This is a genomic window from Amycolatopsis plumensis (assembly GCF_042652605.1).
GTDB classification, from domain to species: domain Bacteria; phylum Actinomycetota; class Actinomycetes; order Mycobacteriales; family Pseudonocardiaceae; genus Amycolatopsis; species Amycolatopsis plumensis.
Genome location: NZ_JBHSJY010000001.1, coordinates 6217010 through 6233558, shown reverse-complemented (window position 1 = coordinate 6233558; position 16549 = coordinate 6217010). Strand labels below are relative to the sequence as shown.

The window sequence follows — 16549 nt, the reverse complement described above, 5'->3', positions numbered from 1 at the left end:
GCCAGGCGGTAGCGTTCCCCGGGTGGCCGTGACCGATCCCGTGGATGCCCGCCTGCTCGCCGCGCTCGCCGACCTCGGCAAGGCCGCGGTGCACGAGCTGGCGGCCAAGGTCGGCATGGATCCCCGCGAGGTCGCCTACCGGCTGGTCGCCCTGTCCGGCAGCGGGCTGCCCCTGCTCGTCGGCGTCGAAAGCGATCCGAACGGCCTCCGCGCGGCCATCGCCGGCGCGCCGCCGTCGTGGGCGAACCGGCCGCCGCAGCCGCCGTTCCCGCCGCCTTCGCACCCCGTGCCGCAGCAGCAGCCGCCGCCCGGTCCGCCGATGCCGCCGCCGGTCCAGGGGACGCCGTCGGGGCCGTACAACGTCCAGGGCGCCCCTTCCGGGCCGTACACCGTGCAAGGCGCGCCCTCGGGGCCCTACACCGTCCACGGGACGCCGTCCGGGCCGCACCCCGTCCAGGGCACGCCGTCCGGCCGCTACCCGGGCCCGCCACCGCAGCACCAGCCGCCGCCCCCGCCCCGGCCGTTCACCCCGCCGCCGGTGCCGCTCGACCCGGCCGTGAGCACGTGGGGCGTGCCGCAGACGGCGTCGTGGGCCCGCGGCGACGCACCCGCCCGGCCGAGCGGGCCCGCCACCGGCAAGCAGGGCAGGCTCGGCGAGGTCATGGAGACCCAGGGCCTGGAGGGCGAGCAGCTGTCGGTGCAGCTGCTGGAAGTCCAGGACCCGGCGGACTACCTGTTCAGCGCGGCCGGGTACCGCCTGGAGGCCGGCGAACGCGCGGTGGTGGTGCACACCGAGATCACCAACCGCGGGGCGATCCCGTTCGCGTCGCTGCCGGACAACTACCTGGAGCTGCTCGCCGCCGACGGCACGCCGATCGGCAAGGCGCCGGTGTCGCTGACCTCCCGGCCGCCGCACAAGATCGGCGTCGACCCGGGCGAGACGCTGGGCGGCCACACGGTGTACGTCCTCCCGGACGCCACCCGCGTGGTTTCGGTGCGCTGGAGCCCGCGGCCGGAGCCGGACGAGCGCACTTTGACCTGGTCGATCGAGGATTAATAGCTTTCGTCGCGCAGGATCTCGAGGGCCTTCGCCAGGTCGTCCGGGTACTCCGATTCGAACTCGACCCAGCGGCCGTCCGCCGGGTGCGCGAACGCCAGGGTCTTGGCGTGCAGCCACTGCCGGCTGAGGCCGAGGTGGCGGGCCAGCACCGGGTCGGCGCCGTAGGTCAGGTCGCCGACGCAGGGGTGCCGCAGGGCCGAGAAGTGGACGCGGATCTGGTGCGTCCGCCCGGTTTCCAGCTTGATGTGGGCCAGCGACGCGGCCCGGAACGCCTCGACGACTTCGTAGTGCGTGACGCTCGGGCGGCCGCCCTGGACCACCGCGAACTTGTAGTCGTGGCGCGGGTGACGGTCGATGGGGGCGTCGATCGTGCCGCGGGTCGGGTCCGGGTGGCCCTGGACGATCGCGTGGTAGCCCTTGTCGACCGTGCGCTCCTTGAACGCGCGCTTGAGCACGGTGTAGGCGTGCTCACTCTTGGCCACGACCATCACGCCGGTGGTGCCCGCGTCGAGCCGGTGCACCACGCCCTGGCGCTCGGCCGCGCCCGACGTCGCGATGCGCAGGCCGGCGGCGGCGAGGCCGCCGACGACGGTCGGGCCGGTCCAGCCCGGGCTCGGGTGCACCGCGACGCCGACCGGCTTCGAGATCACCACGATGTCGTCGTCGTCGTGGAGGATCTGCATGCCCTCGACCGGCTGCGCGACGACCTCGACCGGGTTCGCCGGCTCCGGCAGGGTGATCTCCAGCAGGCCGCCGCCGGAGAGGCGGTCGGACTTGCCCGCGGGACGGCCGTCGAGCAGCACGTCCCCGGACTCGGCGAGCTCGGCGACGACCGTGCGCGACAGCCCGAGCAGCTTGGCGAGGCCGGCGTCGACCCGCATCCCGTCGAGCCCGTCGGGCACCGGGAGCATCCGCGAGCTCACGCCTGCTCCTCCGCCTGCTTGATCTTCTTGTCCTTGGTCGAGGTGCCGTCGTAGTCCTTGCCCAGCAGCGACAGCAGCACGATCAGGGCGCCGCCGACGCAGATCGCGGAGTCGGCGATGTTGAAGATCGCGAAGCCCTTGCCGTTGGGGGCGAAGGCGGAGATGAAGTCGACGACGTGGCCCTGCAGCCCGCCGGGCGCGCGGAAGATGCGGTCGGTCAGGTTGCCGGTGGCGCCGGCGAGGACCAGGCCGAGGCCGATCGCCCAGCCGATCGAGCGCAGCCGCCGCGACAGCCAGACGATCGCGATGACGACGGCGAGCGCGACGAGGGCGAGCACCCAGGTCATGCCGGTGGCCATCGAGAACGCGGCGCCTGGGTTGCGGATCACCTGCAGGTAGATCAGCCCGCCGAGGACCTTGACCGGCTCCTTGCCCTCGAGGTTGGCGACGACCAGGTTCTTCGTCACCAGGTCGATCGCCCAGAACAGGACGGCGACGGCGAAGACCCAGCCGACCCGCCGCTTCGGCAGCAGCGGCTGCGCCGGGACCTCCGGGTTCTCCGGGGCGTCGGCGGCCGGATCGGGCACCGCTTCGGCGGGCGCGGCGGTGTCGGGTTCGGAGTGGCTGGGCTCGGTGCTCACCGGTCCATTGTCCACGGCGCAGGTCAGGCCGTGTCGGGCCCGTCCGGCCGGGGGCGCAGGAGCACGGCGAACGCGGCCGCGAAGAGCAGGCCCGCCGCGGCGAGCGCCCCGGCCACCGGGGGCAGGAAGACCGTGGTGACCAGGGCGAACACCGCGGCGACGGCCGCCAGCGACCAGCTGCGCTCGTACGCGGCCAGCACCAGGAGGCCCAGCGTCGCGAGCAGCGGGCCGCGGACGTCGCCGCTAAGCCGGAACTGGAGGGCACCGACCAGGTCGAGGAGCGGGACGGCGGCCAGCGCCCCGAGCGTGCCGAGGACGAACCGGCCGGGGCGCGAGGGCCGCAGCTGCCGCCAGTACCAGGCGGCGACGGCGAGCACCACGCAGGCGAGAGCGGCGAGCCAGCCGAGCGTCGCCGACGGCACCACGTCGTACGCGACCGCGATGGCGACCGAACGCTGCTCGCTCGCCAGGCCGACGCCGTTGAGTTCGTTGTCGGCGAACCCGTGCAGCCGCTGGTACCCCAGCGGGCTCTCGCTGCGGACCGTTGCCAGGTGGGCGACCACCAGCGCGATGAGCGCGAACCCCAGCGCGGCCAGCGGGAACCAGGACCGGCGTGCACTCCCCATCACCGCAGGGTATCGGCCCGGCGCAGGAGAGTCGTGAAGGCGGCGGCGAGCAGGATCATCGCCGAGGCCAGTACGCCCGCCATGTCCGCCGAGAGCACCACGGCGACCAGGGCGAACGCGGCCGTCGTCAGCAGGACGAACCGGCTGCGCTCGTACGCGGCGAGGACGAGCAGGCCGAGCGTGGCCAGGAGCGGGCCGCGCAGGTTGTCATCGAGCCGGAACTGCCAGGAGCCGACCAGGTCCAGCAGCGGGACGGCGAGCAGCGCGGCGATGGTGCCCAGGACGAACCGCCCGGTGCGGGCGGGCCGCAGGGCGATCGCGTACCAGACGGCCGTGCCGAGGACGACCACGCCGAGCGCGACCAGCCACGCGGGCCCGGTGGGCAGGTCACCGCTCCCGGCGGAGAAGTCGTCCTGGGACAGGAACTGCGCGTAGCCGTAGGTCGGCCCGGCCGGAACCACCGGTCGGAGCAGGAGGTTCGCGGCCTCGGCTTGGGCCCGGCTGCGGCGCGCCAGCAGCTGCGCCGCGGCCAGGCCGACTTCGGCGAAGCCCAGCAGTGCCAACGGAAACCAGAAACGCGGCCCTCTCCCCATCGGCCCAGGCTAGCGCTCAGCAGAACGGCGGCAGCTCCCGCGGGTCGCCGACCGGGGCCCAGCGGCCGTCCACCTTCGTGTACTCCCAGCGGGCTCCGCGGGCGACGATCTGCCGCAGCGCGAGGAGCACGCGGTCGACGTGGTCCTCCGTGCTGCCGAGGCCGAGGCTGACGCGGACCGCCTGCTGCCCGTCGCCGCCGGTGACGCCGATCAGCCGCTTGGCCGCGATGTGGGCGCAGAAGGCGCCGTCGCGGACGCCGATGCCGTACTCGGCGGACAGCACCGCGGCGAGCCAGCCCGGGTCGAACCCGTCGACGACGAAGCTCACCGTGCCGACCCGGTCGACCGGCGCGTCGAACAGCCGCAGTTCGGCGCAGCCCGGGATGGCCTCGAGGCCCTTGCGCAGCCGGGTGAGCAGGGCCTGTTCGTGGTGTTCGATCGCGGCCCAGTTCTCGCTCAGCGTTTCGCACGCGACGCCGAGCGCGTACACGCCGACGGTGTTGGGCGAACCGGCTTCGTGGCGCTCGGGGCCGGTGTTCCAGACGACGGCGTCTTCGGTGACGAGCTTCGTCGCGCCGCCGCCGGCGAGGTACGGCGGCGCGGCGCGCAGCCAGTCGGCGCGGCCGATCAGCGCGCCCGCACCGAACGGCGCGTACAGCTTGTGGCCGGACAGGGCGACGTAGTCGACGTCCAGTTCCTTGATGGAGGTCCGGCGGTGCGGGGCCAGCTGGGCGGCGTCGAGCGCGATGCGCGCGCCGTGTTTCCGCGCCACCGCGGCGATTTCCGCCACCGGGAACAGCTCACCGGTCACATTGGACGCTCCGGTGACCACGACCAGCCGCGGTCCCTGCGGGGCGGCCGCGAGCGCATCGTCCACAGCGGACACCGCGGCGAGGCGGGTGCGCGGCGTCGGCAGCCGCCGGACGTTCGGCCCCGCCCACGGGAGGAGGGTGGCGTGGTGCTCGGTGTCGAACACGATCACCGTGGTGTGCCGCGGCAGGCTGCGGGCGAGCAGGTTGAAGGAATCGGTGGTGTTGCGGGTGAAGACGACGGTGTCGGTGCGCCGGGCGTCGACGAAGCGGCGCAGGACGTCCCGGGTGCGCTCGTAGAGCTTGGTCGAGACCTGCGACGCGAAGCCGGCACCGCGGTGGACGCTGGCGTACCAGGGCAGGAACTCGTCGACCTTGGCGCGGACGGCGTCGAGACAGGGGGCGCTCGCGGCGTGGTCGAGATTGGCGTAGCCGACGGTTTCCCCGGTCACCAGGGGAACGCGCAGCGACGCCCCGGCGACGGCCGGGATGGCTTCGGTCTGGGTGCGAGTGATGGCGAGAGTCATCGGGGTGCCTCCTCGGCGATCCGGGGGACCCCGGCGAGGGGCCCGCGCTTGCCCGTCGCACGGCGCGACCGGCCCGGTCTTCACCCGGGGCACCCCACCGCGGTAGGAGGGTTGCCGGCCAGCAAGCCGGGGCTTCGCGCTGGCACTCATGACCTGAGCCAGAAGGTAACCGAGAACGCGCCCGGCGGCCAACCCCGGATTCACATTCTGAGACGCCGCTCACAGACGGTGAGGAGCGTCGGCTCGGGTCGCGGGCGGACGGCGACGGACAGCACCCCGAGGTGGCCTGCGATCCCCGTCCCACACCCCCGAGGCGGCCTTCGGGGCATCCCGTGCCCCCGACCGCCACCCTCGACCGAGGTGCTCCGCGCCGCAGTGCTCATTGCACGCTCGTGGGCCGCTCGTGCCCGGCTCGTGCGCCGTTCGCGTCAGGGCGTCGCGCGGAAGCGGCCCGGGAGCTGGACCACGACGCCGTCCGCAAGGTGCGTCGCGGTGCCCGAGTACTGCTCCGGTCCCGCCGCGAAGCGCCAGCCGCCGAGGGTCTTGCCGTCGACCGGCTCGCCGAGAGCCGCCGCGACCGCCGTCGAGATCCGGGCGAACGCGACGCCGTCCCAGTCGCCCGCCGCCGCGTCGGGGAGCGTCCACAGCGTGAAGTGGACGTGCGCGCCGGTGCTGCTGCCGCCGCACGGCAGCGCGTTGCCGGTCGAGCCCAGCACCGTCCCGGCCTCGACGTGCTCACCGTCGGTGACGCGGATGCCCTCGAGGTGGTAGTAGCCGGTCCGCCACCCACCCGGGTGATCGACGGTCACCCAGTCGCCGCCGGAGCAGTGCTGCAGGCGGACCGTGCCGTCCGCGGGGCTGAAATCGATGGCGTTCCGCACGCCGCCGGTGCCGTCGTCGGAGTGGATGCCCGCCGAGTAGGCCTGCCGGCCCGCTTCGAACGGGAAGGCGAGCGCCGGGAAGGACTCGGCGGACGCCGGGGGCGCCAGGAGCCCGACGGCGGCGAGGACGGCAGCGGCCGGAATTACCGGCCGGACTCGCCCTTCCAGCGAGCCAGGCGCCCGGCCCGGTCGACCGCGCGCAACCGGCGTTCGACGGCGTCGCGGACGGCGCTCGTCGTGACGACCAGCAGCTGGTCGTTCTCCTGCAGCCGGCTGGTCTTCTGCGGCGTGAAGCCCGCGCCGTCGCGGACGACCAGGCTGATCGTCGCCCCGACCGGCAGCCGCAGCTCGGACAGGTACACGCCGTGCATCTTCGACCCGGGCTGGATGCGAACCTGCAGCAATTCGGCGCCCAGCTCGTCCAGCGGCGCGGAGTCGACCTCGATTTCGTGCGCCTCGGACTTCTTGGCCAGCCCGAGCCGGTGCGCGAGCGGTCCGAGCGTCGCCCCCTGCACCAGCGTCAGCACGATGACCAGCACGAACACCGCGTCGACCAGCCGCTGCGCGCCCGGCAGGCCCTGCGACAGCGGGATCATGGCGAGCACGATCGGCACGGCGCCGCGCAGCCCGGCCCACGACAGGAACGCCTGCTCCCGCCACGGCAGCCGGAACGGCAGCATCGACAGCACGACCGAGAGCGGCCGCGCCAGCAGCAGCACGACCGCGCCCGCGACCAGGCCCGGCACGATCGCGTCGAGCAGCCGGCCCGGCGAGGCGAACAACCCGAGCAGCACGAACAGGCCGATCTGCGCCAGCCAGCCCAGTCCTTCGGCGAACGAGAGCGTGTCCGACCGGTGCGGCAGGCGCGAATTCCCGAGCACCAGCGCGGCGACGTAGGTCGCGAGCAGACCGGACGCGTGCAGCAGCTGCCCGGACGAATACGCGACGACGCACACCGCGACCGTGGCGAGCGGGTAGAGGCCGGTCGCCGGCAGCGCGGCCCGGCGCAGCGCGAGCCCGCCGAGCCAGCCGAAGGCGAGGCCGATGACCAGGCCCGCGGTCAGCTCGTAGACCACCAGCAGCGGCAGCGTCCAGTCCACAGTGGTGCCTTCGGCCAGCACCACGACGGCGATGTAGGCCGGCGCGTCGTTGATGCCCGACTCGAGTTCGAGCGCGCCGGTGAGCCGTTTGCCGATGCCCGCCGTGCGCAGCACGGAAAACACCGCGGCCGCGTCGGTCGAGGCGAGCACCGCGCCCCACAGCAGCGCCAGCCGCCAGTCGAGGCCGAGCAGCCAGTGCAAGGCCGCGCCGGTCACCGCGACACTCACCACAACGGCCACTGTGGACAGTGTGATCCCGCGGCCCAGCGCGGGTTTCACCGCCGACCACCGGGTGGTCAGCCCGCCTTCGGCGAGGATCATGACGAGCGCGGCGAGCCCGAGCGACTGGGTCAGCTCGGGGTTGTCGAACCGGATGCCGAAGCCGGCTTCGCCCAGCAGGACGCCGATCCCCAGGTACAGCAGCAGCGAAGGCAGGCCGAGCCGGATCGACACGCGCACGGCCAGCACGGAGGCGAGCAGCACGACACCGCCGACGCCGAGCAGCACGGGAAGCTGGTCCATGCCCGCCTCCTCCCGAGTGCCGTGGGGCCCTCAGAATAGTGAGGCGCGCGGGTTAACTCGTTCGTGTACCGCTGCCTGGCGCCGGACACCCGGTGTGTTAAGGCGCCGCGACACCACCGAGCGCGTCGAGATCGACACCGAGAGCGGCGAACGGCTTCCCCGCCGCGGGCAGCACCTTGACCGCGCGGTGGCCGTCCCTGGCCACCCAGCCGTCGGCGACCGCCCGGTCGAGCAGCGCCGCGGGCAGCGCGCCGGCGAGGTGGTCCCGCCGCTCCGTCCAATCCAGACAGTCACGCAGCAGCGGCCGCCGCCCGGCGGCGACCGGCACGCCGAGGTCGTCCAGGACTTCGCGGCCGCGCGGAGTCAGCGCCAGCCCGGCGGCGGTGTCGACCAGTCCGGTGGCGAGCATGCCCTCGCGCAGGGCGACGCCGAGTTCGCCGGCGAGGTGGTCGTAACAGGTCCGGGCGAACCCCAGCCGCCGCGCCCGTACCGAGGCTTTGAGCCCGGTCACCGGCCGGTGCTCGGCGTGCTGGGCCAGGTGCTCGATGAGCTCGGCGACGCGCGGGTCGGCGATCCGGACGTAGCTGGCCCGCCCCTGCTTGACCCGGACGACGAAGCCGGCGCCCGCCAGCCGGGTGACGTGCTCGCTGGCCGTCGAGAGGGCGATCCCGGCGGCTTTCGCGAGCTCGCCGACGGTCCAGGCCCGCCCGTCCAGCAGCACGAGGCACATGGTGGCCCGGCTCGGGTCGGCCAGCACCGCGGCCACCTCGGCCAGCGCGATCGTCTCCATGCCCCCACGCTACGTCTCGCACCCTTCGGCCCCGCCCGAACCTTCGGACCCCGACGGTCGGCTTGCGTACCTGAAGGGTCGGCCTGCGTACCTGGACGGTCGGCTTGCCGACCGACCCTCTGGGTACGCAAGCCGACCTTTGGGTACGCAGGCCGACCGTCCGGGTACGGGTCAGAGGGACTTGAGGAACTTGGCGGCGAGCTGGACGGCCGGGCCGGAGTCGTTCGAGTCCTCCAGGACCACCGCGAAGGCCACGGTGCCGAGGTAGCCGACGAACCAGCCGGTGGCCTGCTTGCCGTCGCCGAACTGGGCGGTGCCGGTCTTGCCGAAGACGTTCCCGGCCGCGCCGGCCGCGCGGCCGGTGCCGCTGGTGACCACCGCGCGCATCAGTTTCCGCACTTCGCCGAGCGCCGACGCCGGCGGCGGCGAATAGCCCTTGATCACCGTGGTCTCGAGGTCGTGCCACAGCCGCGGGGTGATCGCCTTGCCGGTGGCGACCGTGGCCGCCATCAGCGCGCCGCCGAGGGCGCTGGCCTGGATGCGGCCCTGGCCGAACCCGTCCTCGACCTGCTCGTCCTTGCTCGCCGCGGGTTCGACCTTGCCCAGTTCGGTCTTGATACCGGGGATCTCGTAGTCCGCGTTCAGGCCCAGTTCGTCGGCGGCCTTCTTCAGCCCATCCGCCGGCAGCGCCAGCGCGAGCTGCCCGAACGTCGTGTTGCAGGAGCGGGCGAACGCCGTCTGCAGGTTCGTCGCGCCCAACTCGAAGCCCTCGTTCTTGACCGTCCGCGTGCCGATCGTCGCCACGCCGGGGCAGTCGACCGGCGAGGTCGCGGTGAGACCGCTCTGCTGGACCGCCGCCACCGACGTCGCGATCTTGAACGACGAACCCGGCTCGTACAGGCCGTTGAGCGCCTTCGGCGAGTTCCCGGCGGCGCCGTTCTGCGCGACGGCGAGGATGTCGCCCGATCCCGTGTCGAGGGCGACGAGCATCGCCGATCCCTGGTAACCGTCCACCGCGGCCTGGGCGGCGCCCTGCGCGGCCAGGCTCAGGCTCGACACGAGCGGTTTCGCCCCTTCGGCCGACGCCTTCCCGAACAGCGTCTCGACGCTCTTGCCCGCCGCATCGACGCGTTCGACGGCGAAGCCCCCGCCGGCCGCGGCGGTGACCTGCCCGGTGAGCGCCGAGCGCAGCAGCGGGGCCGGGTTGCCCTCCACCGGCCGCACCCCGCCGGACCCGCTGATGAGCAGCGGCTTGCCGTCGCGGTCGGCGACCGCGGTGGTGTCCTGCGCCGCGGTGCTGATCACCAGCCGCTGCCCCGCCTCCAGCTTCGGGTGCAGCAGCGACGGCGCCCAGTGGACCAGCCACTTCCCGTCGCTCTGCGCGAGCTGGAACGGCACGTCGTAGGTCCAGGTCTTCCCCGGCTTCAGCACCCACGAAAAGCTGAACGTCCCGCTCGTCTGCTTCGCCCCGGCCGAGGTCGGCTGCAGCTCGGTCAGCTTGGCGGTGACCGACGACGGGGTCAGCGCGTTGCGCGTGGCCCGCAAGGCCACCGCGGCGGCCGCGTTGTCGTCGGTCAGCCGGGCCGCCGCGTCGGGGTTGTTCTCGGAGACGTCCTGCAGGTACTCGGTGATCGCCGAGTTCGGGTCGAGCGCGCCGGGGCTCGGCACGGTGGTCGCGCCGGTGGCGGCCTCCGGTGCCGAACTCCCGCTGTTCAGCAGGAAGAACGCGGCCACCACGACCACGACGACCAGCAGCGCGCCGCCGATCAGGATGCCGCGTCTCTTGCCAGGGCTCATTCCGGTTCCCCTCCCCCATGCCCACCACCGTCGTGAGTGGTAAGTCGGGTTCTAACCCTACTTACCACTCACGACCGTGTCAGGATTTTTCGACCGCCACCGTGACCTTCGTGCCGTCGCCGACCGTGCCGGCGAAGCCCTCGGCCACCGGGCCGTAGGTCACCGACGTGGCGAGGGTTTCCGAGGCCAGGAACTCCTCGTGCGTCCGCGCCGCCTCGACGACCTCGGCGGGCGCGTCGACGGTGAGCGCGATCCGGTCGGCGACGTCGAGCCCGGCGTCGCGGCGGGCCTGCTGCACGACCCGGACCAGGTCGCGGACCAGGCCCTCGGCCGCCAGTTCCGGCGTCACCTCGGTGTCGATCAGCACCAGGCCGGACCCGCCGGGCAGTTCGGCCGCCGCGCCGCCGCCCTTGGCGACCAGCCGGCGCTCGAACTCGCCCTCCTGCAGGGCGATCCCGGCCGCTACGACGGCCCCGCCCTGGAACGACCAGTCCCCCGCCTTGACGGCCTTGATCACCGTCTGGACGTCCTTGCCCAGGCGCGGCCCGGCGGCGCGGGCGTTGACCGCGACCTCGAACCCGCCGTGCGCGGCGACGTCGGTGGTCAGCTCGACCGCCTTGACGTTCACCTCGTCCCGCAGGATGTCGGCGAACGGCGCCAGCGAAGCGGCGTCCTCGGCCGCCACGACCAGCGACGACAGCGGCAGCCGCACGCGCAGCTTGTTCGCCTTTCGCAGCGACAGCGCCGACGACGCCACCTGCCGCACCCGGTCCATCGCGGTGACCAGTGCCGCGTCCGCGGGCAGGTCGTTCGCGTTCGGCCAGTCGGTCAGGTGCACCGAGCGGCCGCCGGTGAGCCCTCGCCAGACGACCTCGGTGGTCAGCGGCAGCAGCGGCGCCGCGACCCGCGACGTCACCTCCAGCACGGTGTGCAGTGTGTCGATGGCGTCCTGGTCGCCCGCCCAGAAGCGGTCGCGCGAGCGGCGCACGTACCAGTTCGTCAGGACCTCCAGGAAGTCCCGGACGGTCTGGCACGCGCCCGCGACGTCGTAGTTGTCCATCGCGTACTCGACGTCGGTGACCAGCTCGTGCGTCTTCGCCAGGACGTACCGGTCGAGCACGTTCGGCGAATCCGTGCGCCAGGTGCCTTCCACGCCTTCGGCGTTCGCGTACAGCGCGAGGAAGTAGTACGAGTTCCACAGCGGCAGCACGGCCTGGCGGACGGCGTCGCGGATGCCCTTGTCGGTGACCACGAGGTTGCCGCCGCGCAGGATCGGGCTCGCCATCAGGTACCAGCGCATGGCGTCGGAGCCGTCGCGCTCGAAGACCTCGTTGACGTCCGGGTAGTTGCGCAGCGACTTGGACATCTTCGCGCCGTCCGAGCCCAGCACGATGCCGTGCGAGACGCAGGTGCGGAACGCCGGCCGGTCGAACAGCGCCGTGGCCAGCACGTGCAGCAGGTAGAACCAGCCGCGGGTCTGCCCGATGTACTCGACGATGAAGTCGCTCGGGTAGTGGTGCTCGAACCACTCGGCGTTCTCGAACGGGTAGTGCACCTGGGCGTAGGGCATCGAGCCCGAGTCGAACCAGACGTCGAGGACGTCCGGCACGCGGCGCATGGTCGACTGGCCCGTCGGGTCGTCCGGGTTCGGCCGGGTCAGCTCGTCGATGTAGGGCCGGTGCAGGTTGTCCAGCCGCACGCCGAAGTCCGCTTCCAGCTCGTCGAGCGAGCCGTAGACGTCGGTGCGCGGGTACTCGGGGTTGTCGGACTGCCACACCGGGATCGGCGTGCCGAAGTACCGGTTGCGGGAGATCGACCAGTCGATGGCGTTCTCCAGCCACTTCCCGAACTGGCCGTCCTTGACGTTCTCCGGGTACCAGGTGATCTGCTGGTTGAGCTCGACCATCCGGTCCTTGAACTGCGTCACCGCGACGAACCAGGACGAGACCGCGCGGTAGATCAGCGGGTTCCGGCAGCGCCAGCAGTGCGGGTAGGAGTGGTCGTAGGTCTCGTGCCGCAGCAGCACGGCGCCTTGCTGCGCCGCGGATCCGGTGCCGTTCTTGAGGTCCCGCACGATGTTCGGGTTGGCGTCGAAGACCTGCTGGCCTTCGTAGTCCGGCACGGTGGCGTCGAACTTGCCGTGCGCGTCGACCGGCGTCACCGGCGGGATGCCGGCGGCGTCGGTGACCAGCTTGTCGTCGGCACCGTAGGCCGGGGCGATGTGGACGATCCCGGTGCCGTCGTCGGTGGTGACGTAGTCGGCGGCCAGCACCTGGTGGGCGTTCTCGGTGCCGGTGAAGTACGGGAACGGTGGCGCGTAACGGGTTCCGAGCAGCTGCGTGCCGGTGTAGTGCGCGACGACCGTCGGCTCTTCGCCGAGTTCACGCGCGTACGCGGCAACGCGCGCCTCGGCGAGCACGAACCGCTTGCCGTCGTGTTCCACGACGACGTACTGCACGTCCGGGTGCACGGCCGTGGCGAGGTTCGACGGCAGCGTCCACGGCGTCGTCGTCCAGATGAGCAGGTAGGCACCGTCAAGGTCGTTGTCGTTGCCCTCCAGGCGGAAACCGACCGTGACGGCCGGGTCCTGGCGGTTGCGGTAGACGTCGGAGTCCATGCCCAGCTCGTGGTTGGACAGCGGCGTCGCGTCGCGCCAGCAGTACGGCAGGACGCGGTAGCCCTCGTACACGAGTCCCTTGTCCCACAGGCGTTTGAACGCCCACAGCACCGACTCCATGTACGTGACGTCGAGGGTCTTGTAGTCGTTGTCGAAGTCGACCCAGCGGGCCTGGCGGGTGACGTACTCGCGCCACTCGTCGGTGTAGCGGAGGACGGACTCCTGCGAAGCCGCGTTGAACTTCGCGATGCCCATCTCTTCGATCTCGGACGTCTCGGTGATGCCGAGCTGGCGCATGGCTTCGAGCTCGGCGGGCAGGCCGTGGGTGTCCCAGCCGAACCGGCGCTCGACCTTGCGGCCCTTCATCGTCTGGTAACGCGGCACCAGGTCCTTGACGTACCCGGTGAGCAGGTGGCCGTAGTGCGGCAGGCCGTTGGCGAAGGGCGGGCCGTCGTAGAAGACGTACTCGTTTTCGCCCTTCTCGCCCGCCGGGCGCGCGTCGATCGTCGCCTGGAAGGTGCGGTCGCTCTCCCAGTAGGCGAGGACCTGCTTCTCCAGCGCGGGGAACGACGGCTGCGACGGGACTCCTGCGCCGTCGCCAAGCTGGGCCTGGGGGTACATCCGGGTGCTCCTCGGTTCGTCGCTCGCGTACGGACGACCGGCTCCCGCACCGGTCACCCACACGGGGACGAGACACCTTCCGGCGTTCCGCGGTACCACCCCGCTTGCCTGCTCGCGCAGGCCACTTCGTTCGACGGCTGTCACGGGCCGCACCCGTCCGGTTCTACTGAGAGCGGTGAAGCTCGGTTCTTCCGGAGGCTCCCCGGTGATGGCCGGATCGACGCCTGTTGCCTACCAGGTTAACGGGCCCGCGCAACCGGGTTGTCACGAGGGGCTCGGAGCGTCACGCCGATCGCGACCAGCCACAACAGCCCGGCGATGACACCCACGGCGGGCAGCCCGGAGCCCGACACCCCACCGAGCACCGCCACCCCGAGCGCGCCGCCGGCCTGGCGGGCCGTGTTGTTGATGCCGCCGGCGACGCCCGCGCGCCCGGGCGGGACGTCGCTGACCGCGGCCGTCACCACCGCCGTGGTCAGCAGGCCCATGCCGGTACCGAGCCCGAGCAGCGTGGGCAGGAGAGCCGGATAGCCGCGGTTTTCCCCCAGCAGCACCAGGTTCAGCATGCCGAGGACGCCGAGGGCGAGCCCGGCCACCATCAGCGGCCGCGGCCCGAAGCGGGCGACCAGCCGGCCCGCGACCGGCGCCAGCACCGACAGCGGGCCGAACAGCGGCAGCACCTCCAGCCCGGCTTCGAACGGCGACGCGTGCCGGACGCCCTGCAGGTGGAGCGTCAGCACGAGGATCATCCCGATGCCGACGAAGTTCATCGCCGCCGAGACGAAGGTGGCGGGCAGGGTCCGCCGGGCGATATCAAGCGGCAGCATCGGCTCCGGTGCGCGGCGTTCGACCACGAAGAAGGCGACCAGCGCGCCGGCCGCCACGATTCCGGCCACCAGGTTTTCGTCGATGACCGCGTAGACGCCGGCGCCCAGCGCGGGGGCCGCGGTGGCGACCCCGGCGACGTCGATCCGCCGTCCGGGCACGCGCACGCCGCGCGGAACGAGCCGCGCCGTCGCGAGCGCGGCCGTCAGCACGACGGGCACGTTGAGCCAGAACACCGGCCGCCAGCCCACCGCCGTCACGATCGCGCCGCCGAGCACCGGGCCCGCCGCCAGGGCGAGGGCCGAGACCCCGGCCCAGATCCCGAGGGCCCGGGCGCGCTCGGCGTGTCCCGGATAGGCGTTCGTGATCACGGCGAGGGTGCCGGGCAGCAGCAACGCCGCCCCCAGGCCCTGGCCGGCGCGGGCGGCGACGAGCAGGGGCGCGGTGGTGGCGAGCCCGCACGCGGCCGACGCCGTGCCGAACAGCGCGAAGCCGGTGAGCACGACCCGGCGGTGGCCGAAGACGTCGCCGAGGGCGCCGCCGGTGAGCAGGAACGCGGCCAGGGTGACGGCGTAACCGTCCACCACCCACTGCTGCGCGGCGAGCCCGGCGTGCAGGCCGGTGCCGACGGTGGGCAGGGCGACGTTGACCACCGTGACGTCCAGCTGGACCAGGAACATCCCGGCGCACATGGTGAGCAGGAGCATGGCCCCAGTGGACCGCGCGGACGCTTCCGCTTGCGTGGAAGTGTCGCCGGGGCACCCTGGAGGGCATGGAAGGCGACGCCGACATCGCGCGCACGGCCGCGCTCTTCGCGGACCCGGCGCGGGTCCGGGTGCTGCTCGCGCTGGCCGACGGCCGCGCGCTGGCGGCGTCGGTGCTGGCGGCCGAGGCGCGGCTGTCCGGGGGTGAGCGCCCACCTGGCGAAGCTGCGTTCCGCGGGCCTGGTCGTCGCCGAGAAGTCGGGGCGGCACCGGTTCTACCGGCTGGCCGGCCCGGACACCGCGGAGCTGCTGGAGACGCTGGCGCGGTGTTCGCCGTCCCAGCCGGTGACGTCGTTGCGCGAGGGGACACGGGCGGAGGCGCTGCGGACGGCCCGGACGTGCTACGACCACCTGGCCGGGCGACTCGGGGTGGCGGTCACGGCGGCGTTGCTGGCCCGGGGTGCCCTGGCGGGCCCCGACGACACGCGGCGGCGTCCCGGGGACCGGATTTCGGCGCCGCTGGGCGAGCACCCGTACACGCTGGGGCCTGCGGCCGCCGGGGTGTTCGGTGCCCTGGGCGTGGACGTCGAGGGCGTGGCGGCCGGACGGCGGCCGTTGCTGAAGTTCTGCCTGGACTGGAGCGAGCAGCGCCACCACCTGGCGGGTGCGCTGGGGGCCGCGGTGGCGACCCGGTTCCTCGACGCGGGATGGGTGACGCGCCGCTCGCAGGCCCACCGCGCGCTCCGGCTGACCCCGGACGGCGCGCAAGCCCTGGAAACCCACCTCGGCCTGGCCGCTTGACGGGCATCACGCGTGATCCGGCGGGCATCACGCGTGCTGGGAGGGGCATCACACGTGATCCGGCGGGCATCACGGGTCAGCGGTGGGCGGCGGCCAGGGCGGCGTTCGGGCGGCAGACGTCGCAGGGGGTGAAGCCGAGCTGGCGGGCCTCGCCGACGCCGATCGGGATCGTGTCGCGGGTGCCGAGCCAGGAGCAGGTGCGGAGGTGGTAGCGGGGGTGCTCGTCGACCACCACGACCTCGTCCTCGAGGTCGGCCAGGAGGGCGGCGTCCTCTTCCGGGGTGTCTTCGACGCCCGGGTCGGAATCGGGCGTTGTTTCGGCCTCGGCTGAAGCGTCCTCCGGCTCCGGCTCGGGCTCGGGCGTGTCGGCCGGGTCACCCAGGTCGCCGGAGGCCGGGATCAGGGTGGTTTGTTCCTCCTCCACCGGCTCCGGCGTGGCCACGGCGGGAGCGGAAGCGGCGGCGGGAGGCGCGGCGGACCGGCGACGGCGGCGCAGCCAGTCGGCGACCAGGATCAGTCCGGCCAGCACGGACAGGCCGATGGAAACCCACGCCCACAGCGAAGAAGCCGTGATCAGCGCGGTGACGAGCAACCCCAGAGCCGCCAGTACCAGGACCAGCACGATGTAAAGCACGCTGAATTACAACACGAACGAGCCGGGAGCGGACCACGACCCGCCCACGTGTGGTACCGGATCGACTCCGAACCGTGG

Annotated in this window: 13 protein-coding genes, 1 pseudogene and 1 riboswitch; of the genes and pseudogenes, 2 read left to right on the top strand and 12 right to left on the bottom strand. The window is 73.0% G+C overall.

Translation table 11 applies throughout. The features are described from left to right. The first annotated feature begins 22 nt into the window (after positions 1 to 22). Complete coding sequence (locus ACFPLC_RS30435; RefSeq protein ID WP_378189747.1) at positions 23 to 1057, top strand: AsnC family protein; 1035 nt, start codon at positions 23 to 25, stop codon at positions 1055 to 1057. On the opposite strand, the gene ACFPLC_RS30430 is transcribed toward ACFPLC_RS30435, so the two are convergent. The 11 genes from ACFPLC_RS30430 to ACFPLC_RS30380 all read right to left on the bottom strand — a co-directional run bounded on the left by ACFPLC_RS30430 (position 1054) and on the right by ACFPLC_RS30380 (position 15039). Next, positions 1054 to 1983 carry an RluA family pseudouridine synthase gene (locus ACFPLC_RS30430; protein WP_285449820.1) on the bottom strand — a complete coding sequence of 310 codons (930 nt, stop codon included), beginning with the start codon at positions 1981 to 1983 and terminating at the stop codon, positions 1054 to 1056. The genes ACFPLC_RS30435 and ACFPLC_RS30430 overlap by 4 nt on opposite strands. Further along, positions 1980 to 2570 carry a signal peptidase II gene (gene lspA, locus ACFPLC_RS30425; protein WP_446681632.1) on the bottom strand — a complete coding sequence of 197 codons (591 nt, stop codon included), beginning with the start codon at positions 2568 to 2570 and terminating at the stop codon, positions 1980 to 1982. The genes ACFPLC_RS30430 and lspA overlap by 4 nt, the downstream gene beginning before the upstream one ends. 77 nt (positions 2571 to 2647) lie before the next feature. Beyond that, on the bottom strand, positions 2648 to 3250 hold the full coding sequence (locus tag ACFPLC_RS30420) for a hypothetical protein (RefSeq protein ID WP_378189751.1): 603 nt from the start codon (positions 3248 to 3250) through the stop codon (positions 2648 to 2650). Continuing rightward, positions 3250 to 3843: a hypothetical protein gene (locus ACFPLC_RS30415; protein ID WP_378189753.1), complete on the bottom strand. Its 594-nt coding sequence runs from the start codon at positions 3841 to 3843 to the stop codon at positions 3250 to 3252. The genes ACFPLC_RS30420 and ACFPLC_RS30415 overlap by 1 nt, the downstream gene beginning before the upstream one ends. 16 nt (positions 3844 to 3859) lie before the next feature. Then, positions 3860 to 5179: an aminotransferase class V-fold PLP-dependent enzyme gene (locus ACFPLC_RS30410; protein WP_378189755.1), complete on the bottom strand. Its 1320-nt coding sequence runs from the start codon at positions 5177 to 5179 to the stop codon at positions 3860 to 3862. Positions 5180 to 5218: 39 nt separating this feature from the next. After that, positions 5219 to 5333: riboswitch (SAM riboswitch) on the bottom strand. 274 nt (positions 5334 to 5607) lie between these two features. After that, entirely contained in the window at positions 5608 to 6060 is a 453-nt protein-coding gene (locus tag ACFPLC_RS30405; RefSeq protein WP_378189757.1) for a M23 family metallopeptidase, read from the bottom strand. A gap of 143 nt (positions 6061 to 6203) precedes the next feature. Then, complete coding sequence (locus ACFPLC_RS30400) at positions 6204 to 7682, bottom strand: potassium/proton antiporter (RefSeq protein WP_378189758.1); 1479 nt, start codon at positions 7680 to 7682, stop codon at positions 6204 to 6206. Between the two features lie 97 nt (positions 7683 to 7779). Further along, entirely contained in the window at positions 7780 to 8472 is a 693-nt protein-coding gene (locus tag ACFPLC_RS30395; RefSeq protein ID WP_378189760.1) for an ArsR/SmtB family transcription factor, read from the bottom strand. Positions 8473 to 8643: 171 nt separating this feature from the next. Continuing rightward, the gene (locus ACFPLC_RS30390; protein ID WP_378189762.1) at positions 8644 to 10269 is read right to left on the bottom strand and encodes a penicillin-binding transpeptidase domain-containing protein; all 1626 of its coding nucleotides are present in this window, start codon (positions 10267 to 10269) and stop codon (positions 8644 to 8646) included. A gap of 79 nt (positions 10270 to 10348) precedes the next feature. Then, positions 10349 to 13507, bottom strand: a complete 3159-nt coding sequence (ileS, locus tag ACFPLC_RS30385; protein WP_378189764.1) for an isoleucine--tRNA ligase — start codon at positions 13505 to 13507, stop codon at positions 10349 to 10351. 239 nt (positions 13508 to 13746) lie between these two features. Next, a complete protein-coding gene (locus ACFPLC_RS30380) occupies positions 13747 to 15039 on the bottom strand; it encodes an MFS transporter (protein WP_378189766.1) in 1293 nt (430 codons plus the stop codon). 65 nt (positions 15040 to 15104) lie between these two features. On the opposite strand from ACFPLC_RS30380, the pseudogene ACFPLC_RS30375 reads away from it, so the two are divergent. Beyond that, positions 15105 to 15837, top strand: a pseudogene (locus ACFPLC_RS30375) (ArsR/SmtB family transcription factor). A gap of 76 nt (positions 15838 to 15913) precedes the next feature. On the opposite strand, the gene ACFPLC_RS30370 reads toward ACFPLC_RS30375, so the two are convergent. Continuing rightward, positions 15914 to 16471: a hypothetical protein gene (locus ACFPLC_RS30370; protein ID WP_378189768.1), complete on the bottom strand. Its 558-nt coding sequence runs from the start codon at positions 16469 to 16471 to the stop codon at positions 15914 to 15916. Positions 16472 to 16549 lie beyond the last annotated feature (78 nt).

Coding starts and splice junctions, on each gene's coding strand:
- ACFPLC_RS30420 (WP_378189751.1), bottom strand. CDS start 3,250: ATGGGGAGTGCACGCCGGTCCTGGTTCCCGCTGGCCGCGCTGGGGTTC.
- ACFPLC_RS30415 (WP_378189753.1), bottom strand. CDS start 3,843: ATGGGGAGAGGGCCGCGTTTCTGGTTTCCGTTGGCACTGCTGGGCTTC.
- ACFPLC_RS30410 (WP_378189755.1), bottom strand. CDS start 5,179: ATGACTCTCGCCATCACTCGCACCCAGACCGAAGCCATCCCGGCCGTC.
- ACFPLC_RS30400 (WP_378189758.1), bottom strand. CDS start 7,682: ATGGACCAGCTTCCCGTGCTGCTCGGCGTCGGCGGTGTCGTGCTGCTC.
- ACFPLC_RS30395 (WP_378189760.1), bottom strand. CDS start 8,472: ATGGAGACGATCGCGCTGGCCGAGGTGGCCGCGGTGCTGGCCGACCCG.
- ACFPLC_RS30390 (WP_378189762.1), bottom strand. CDS start 10,269: ATGAGCCCTGGCAAGAGACGCGGCATCCTGATCGGCGGCGCGCTGCTG.
- ileS (WP_378189764.1), bottom strand. CDS start 13,507: ATGTACCCCCAGGCCCAGCTTGGCGACGGCGCAGGAGTCCCGTCGCAG.
- ACFPLC_RS30380 (WP_378189766.1), bottom strand. CDS start 15,039: ATGCTCCTGCTCACCATGTGCGCCGGGATGTTCCTGGTCCAGCTGGAC.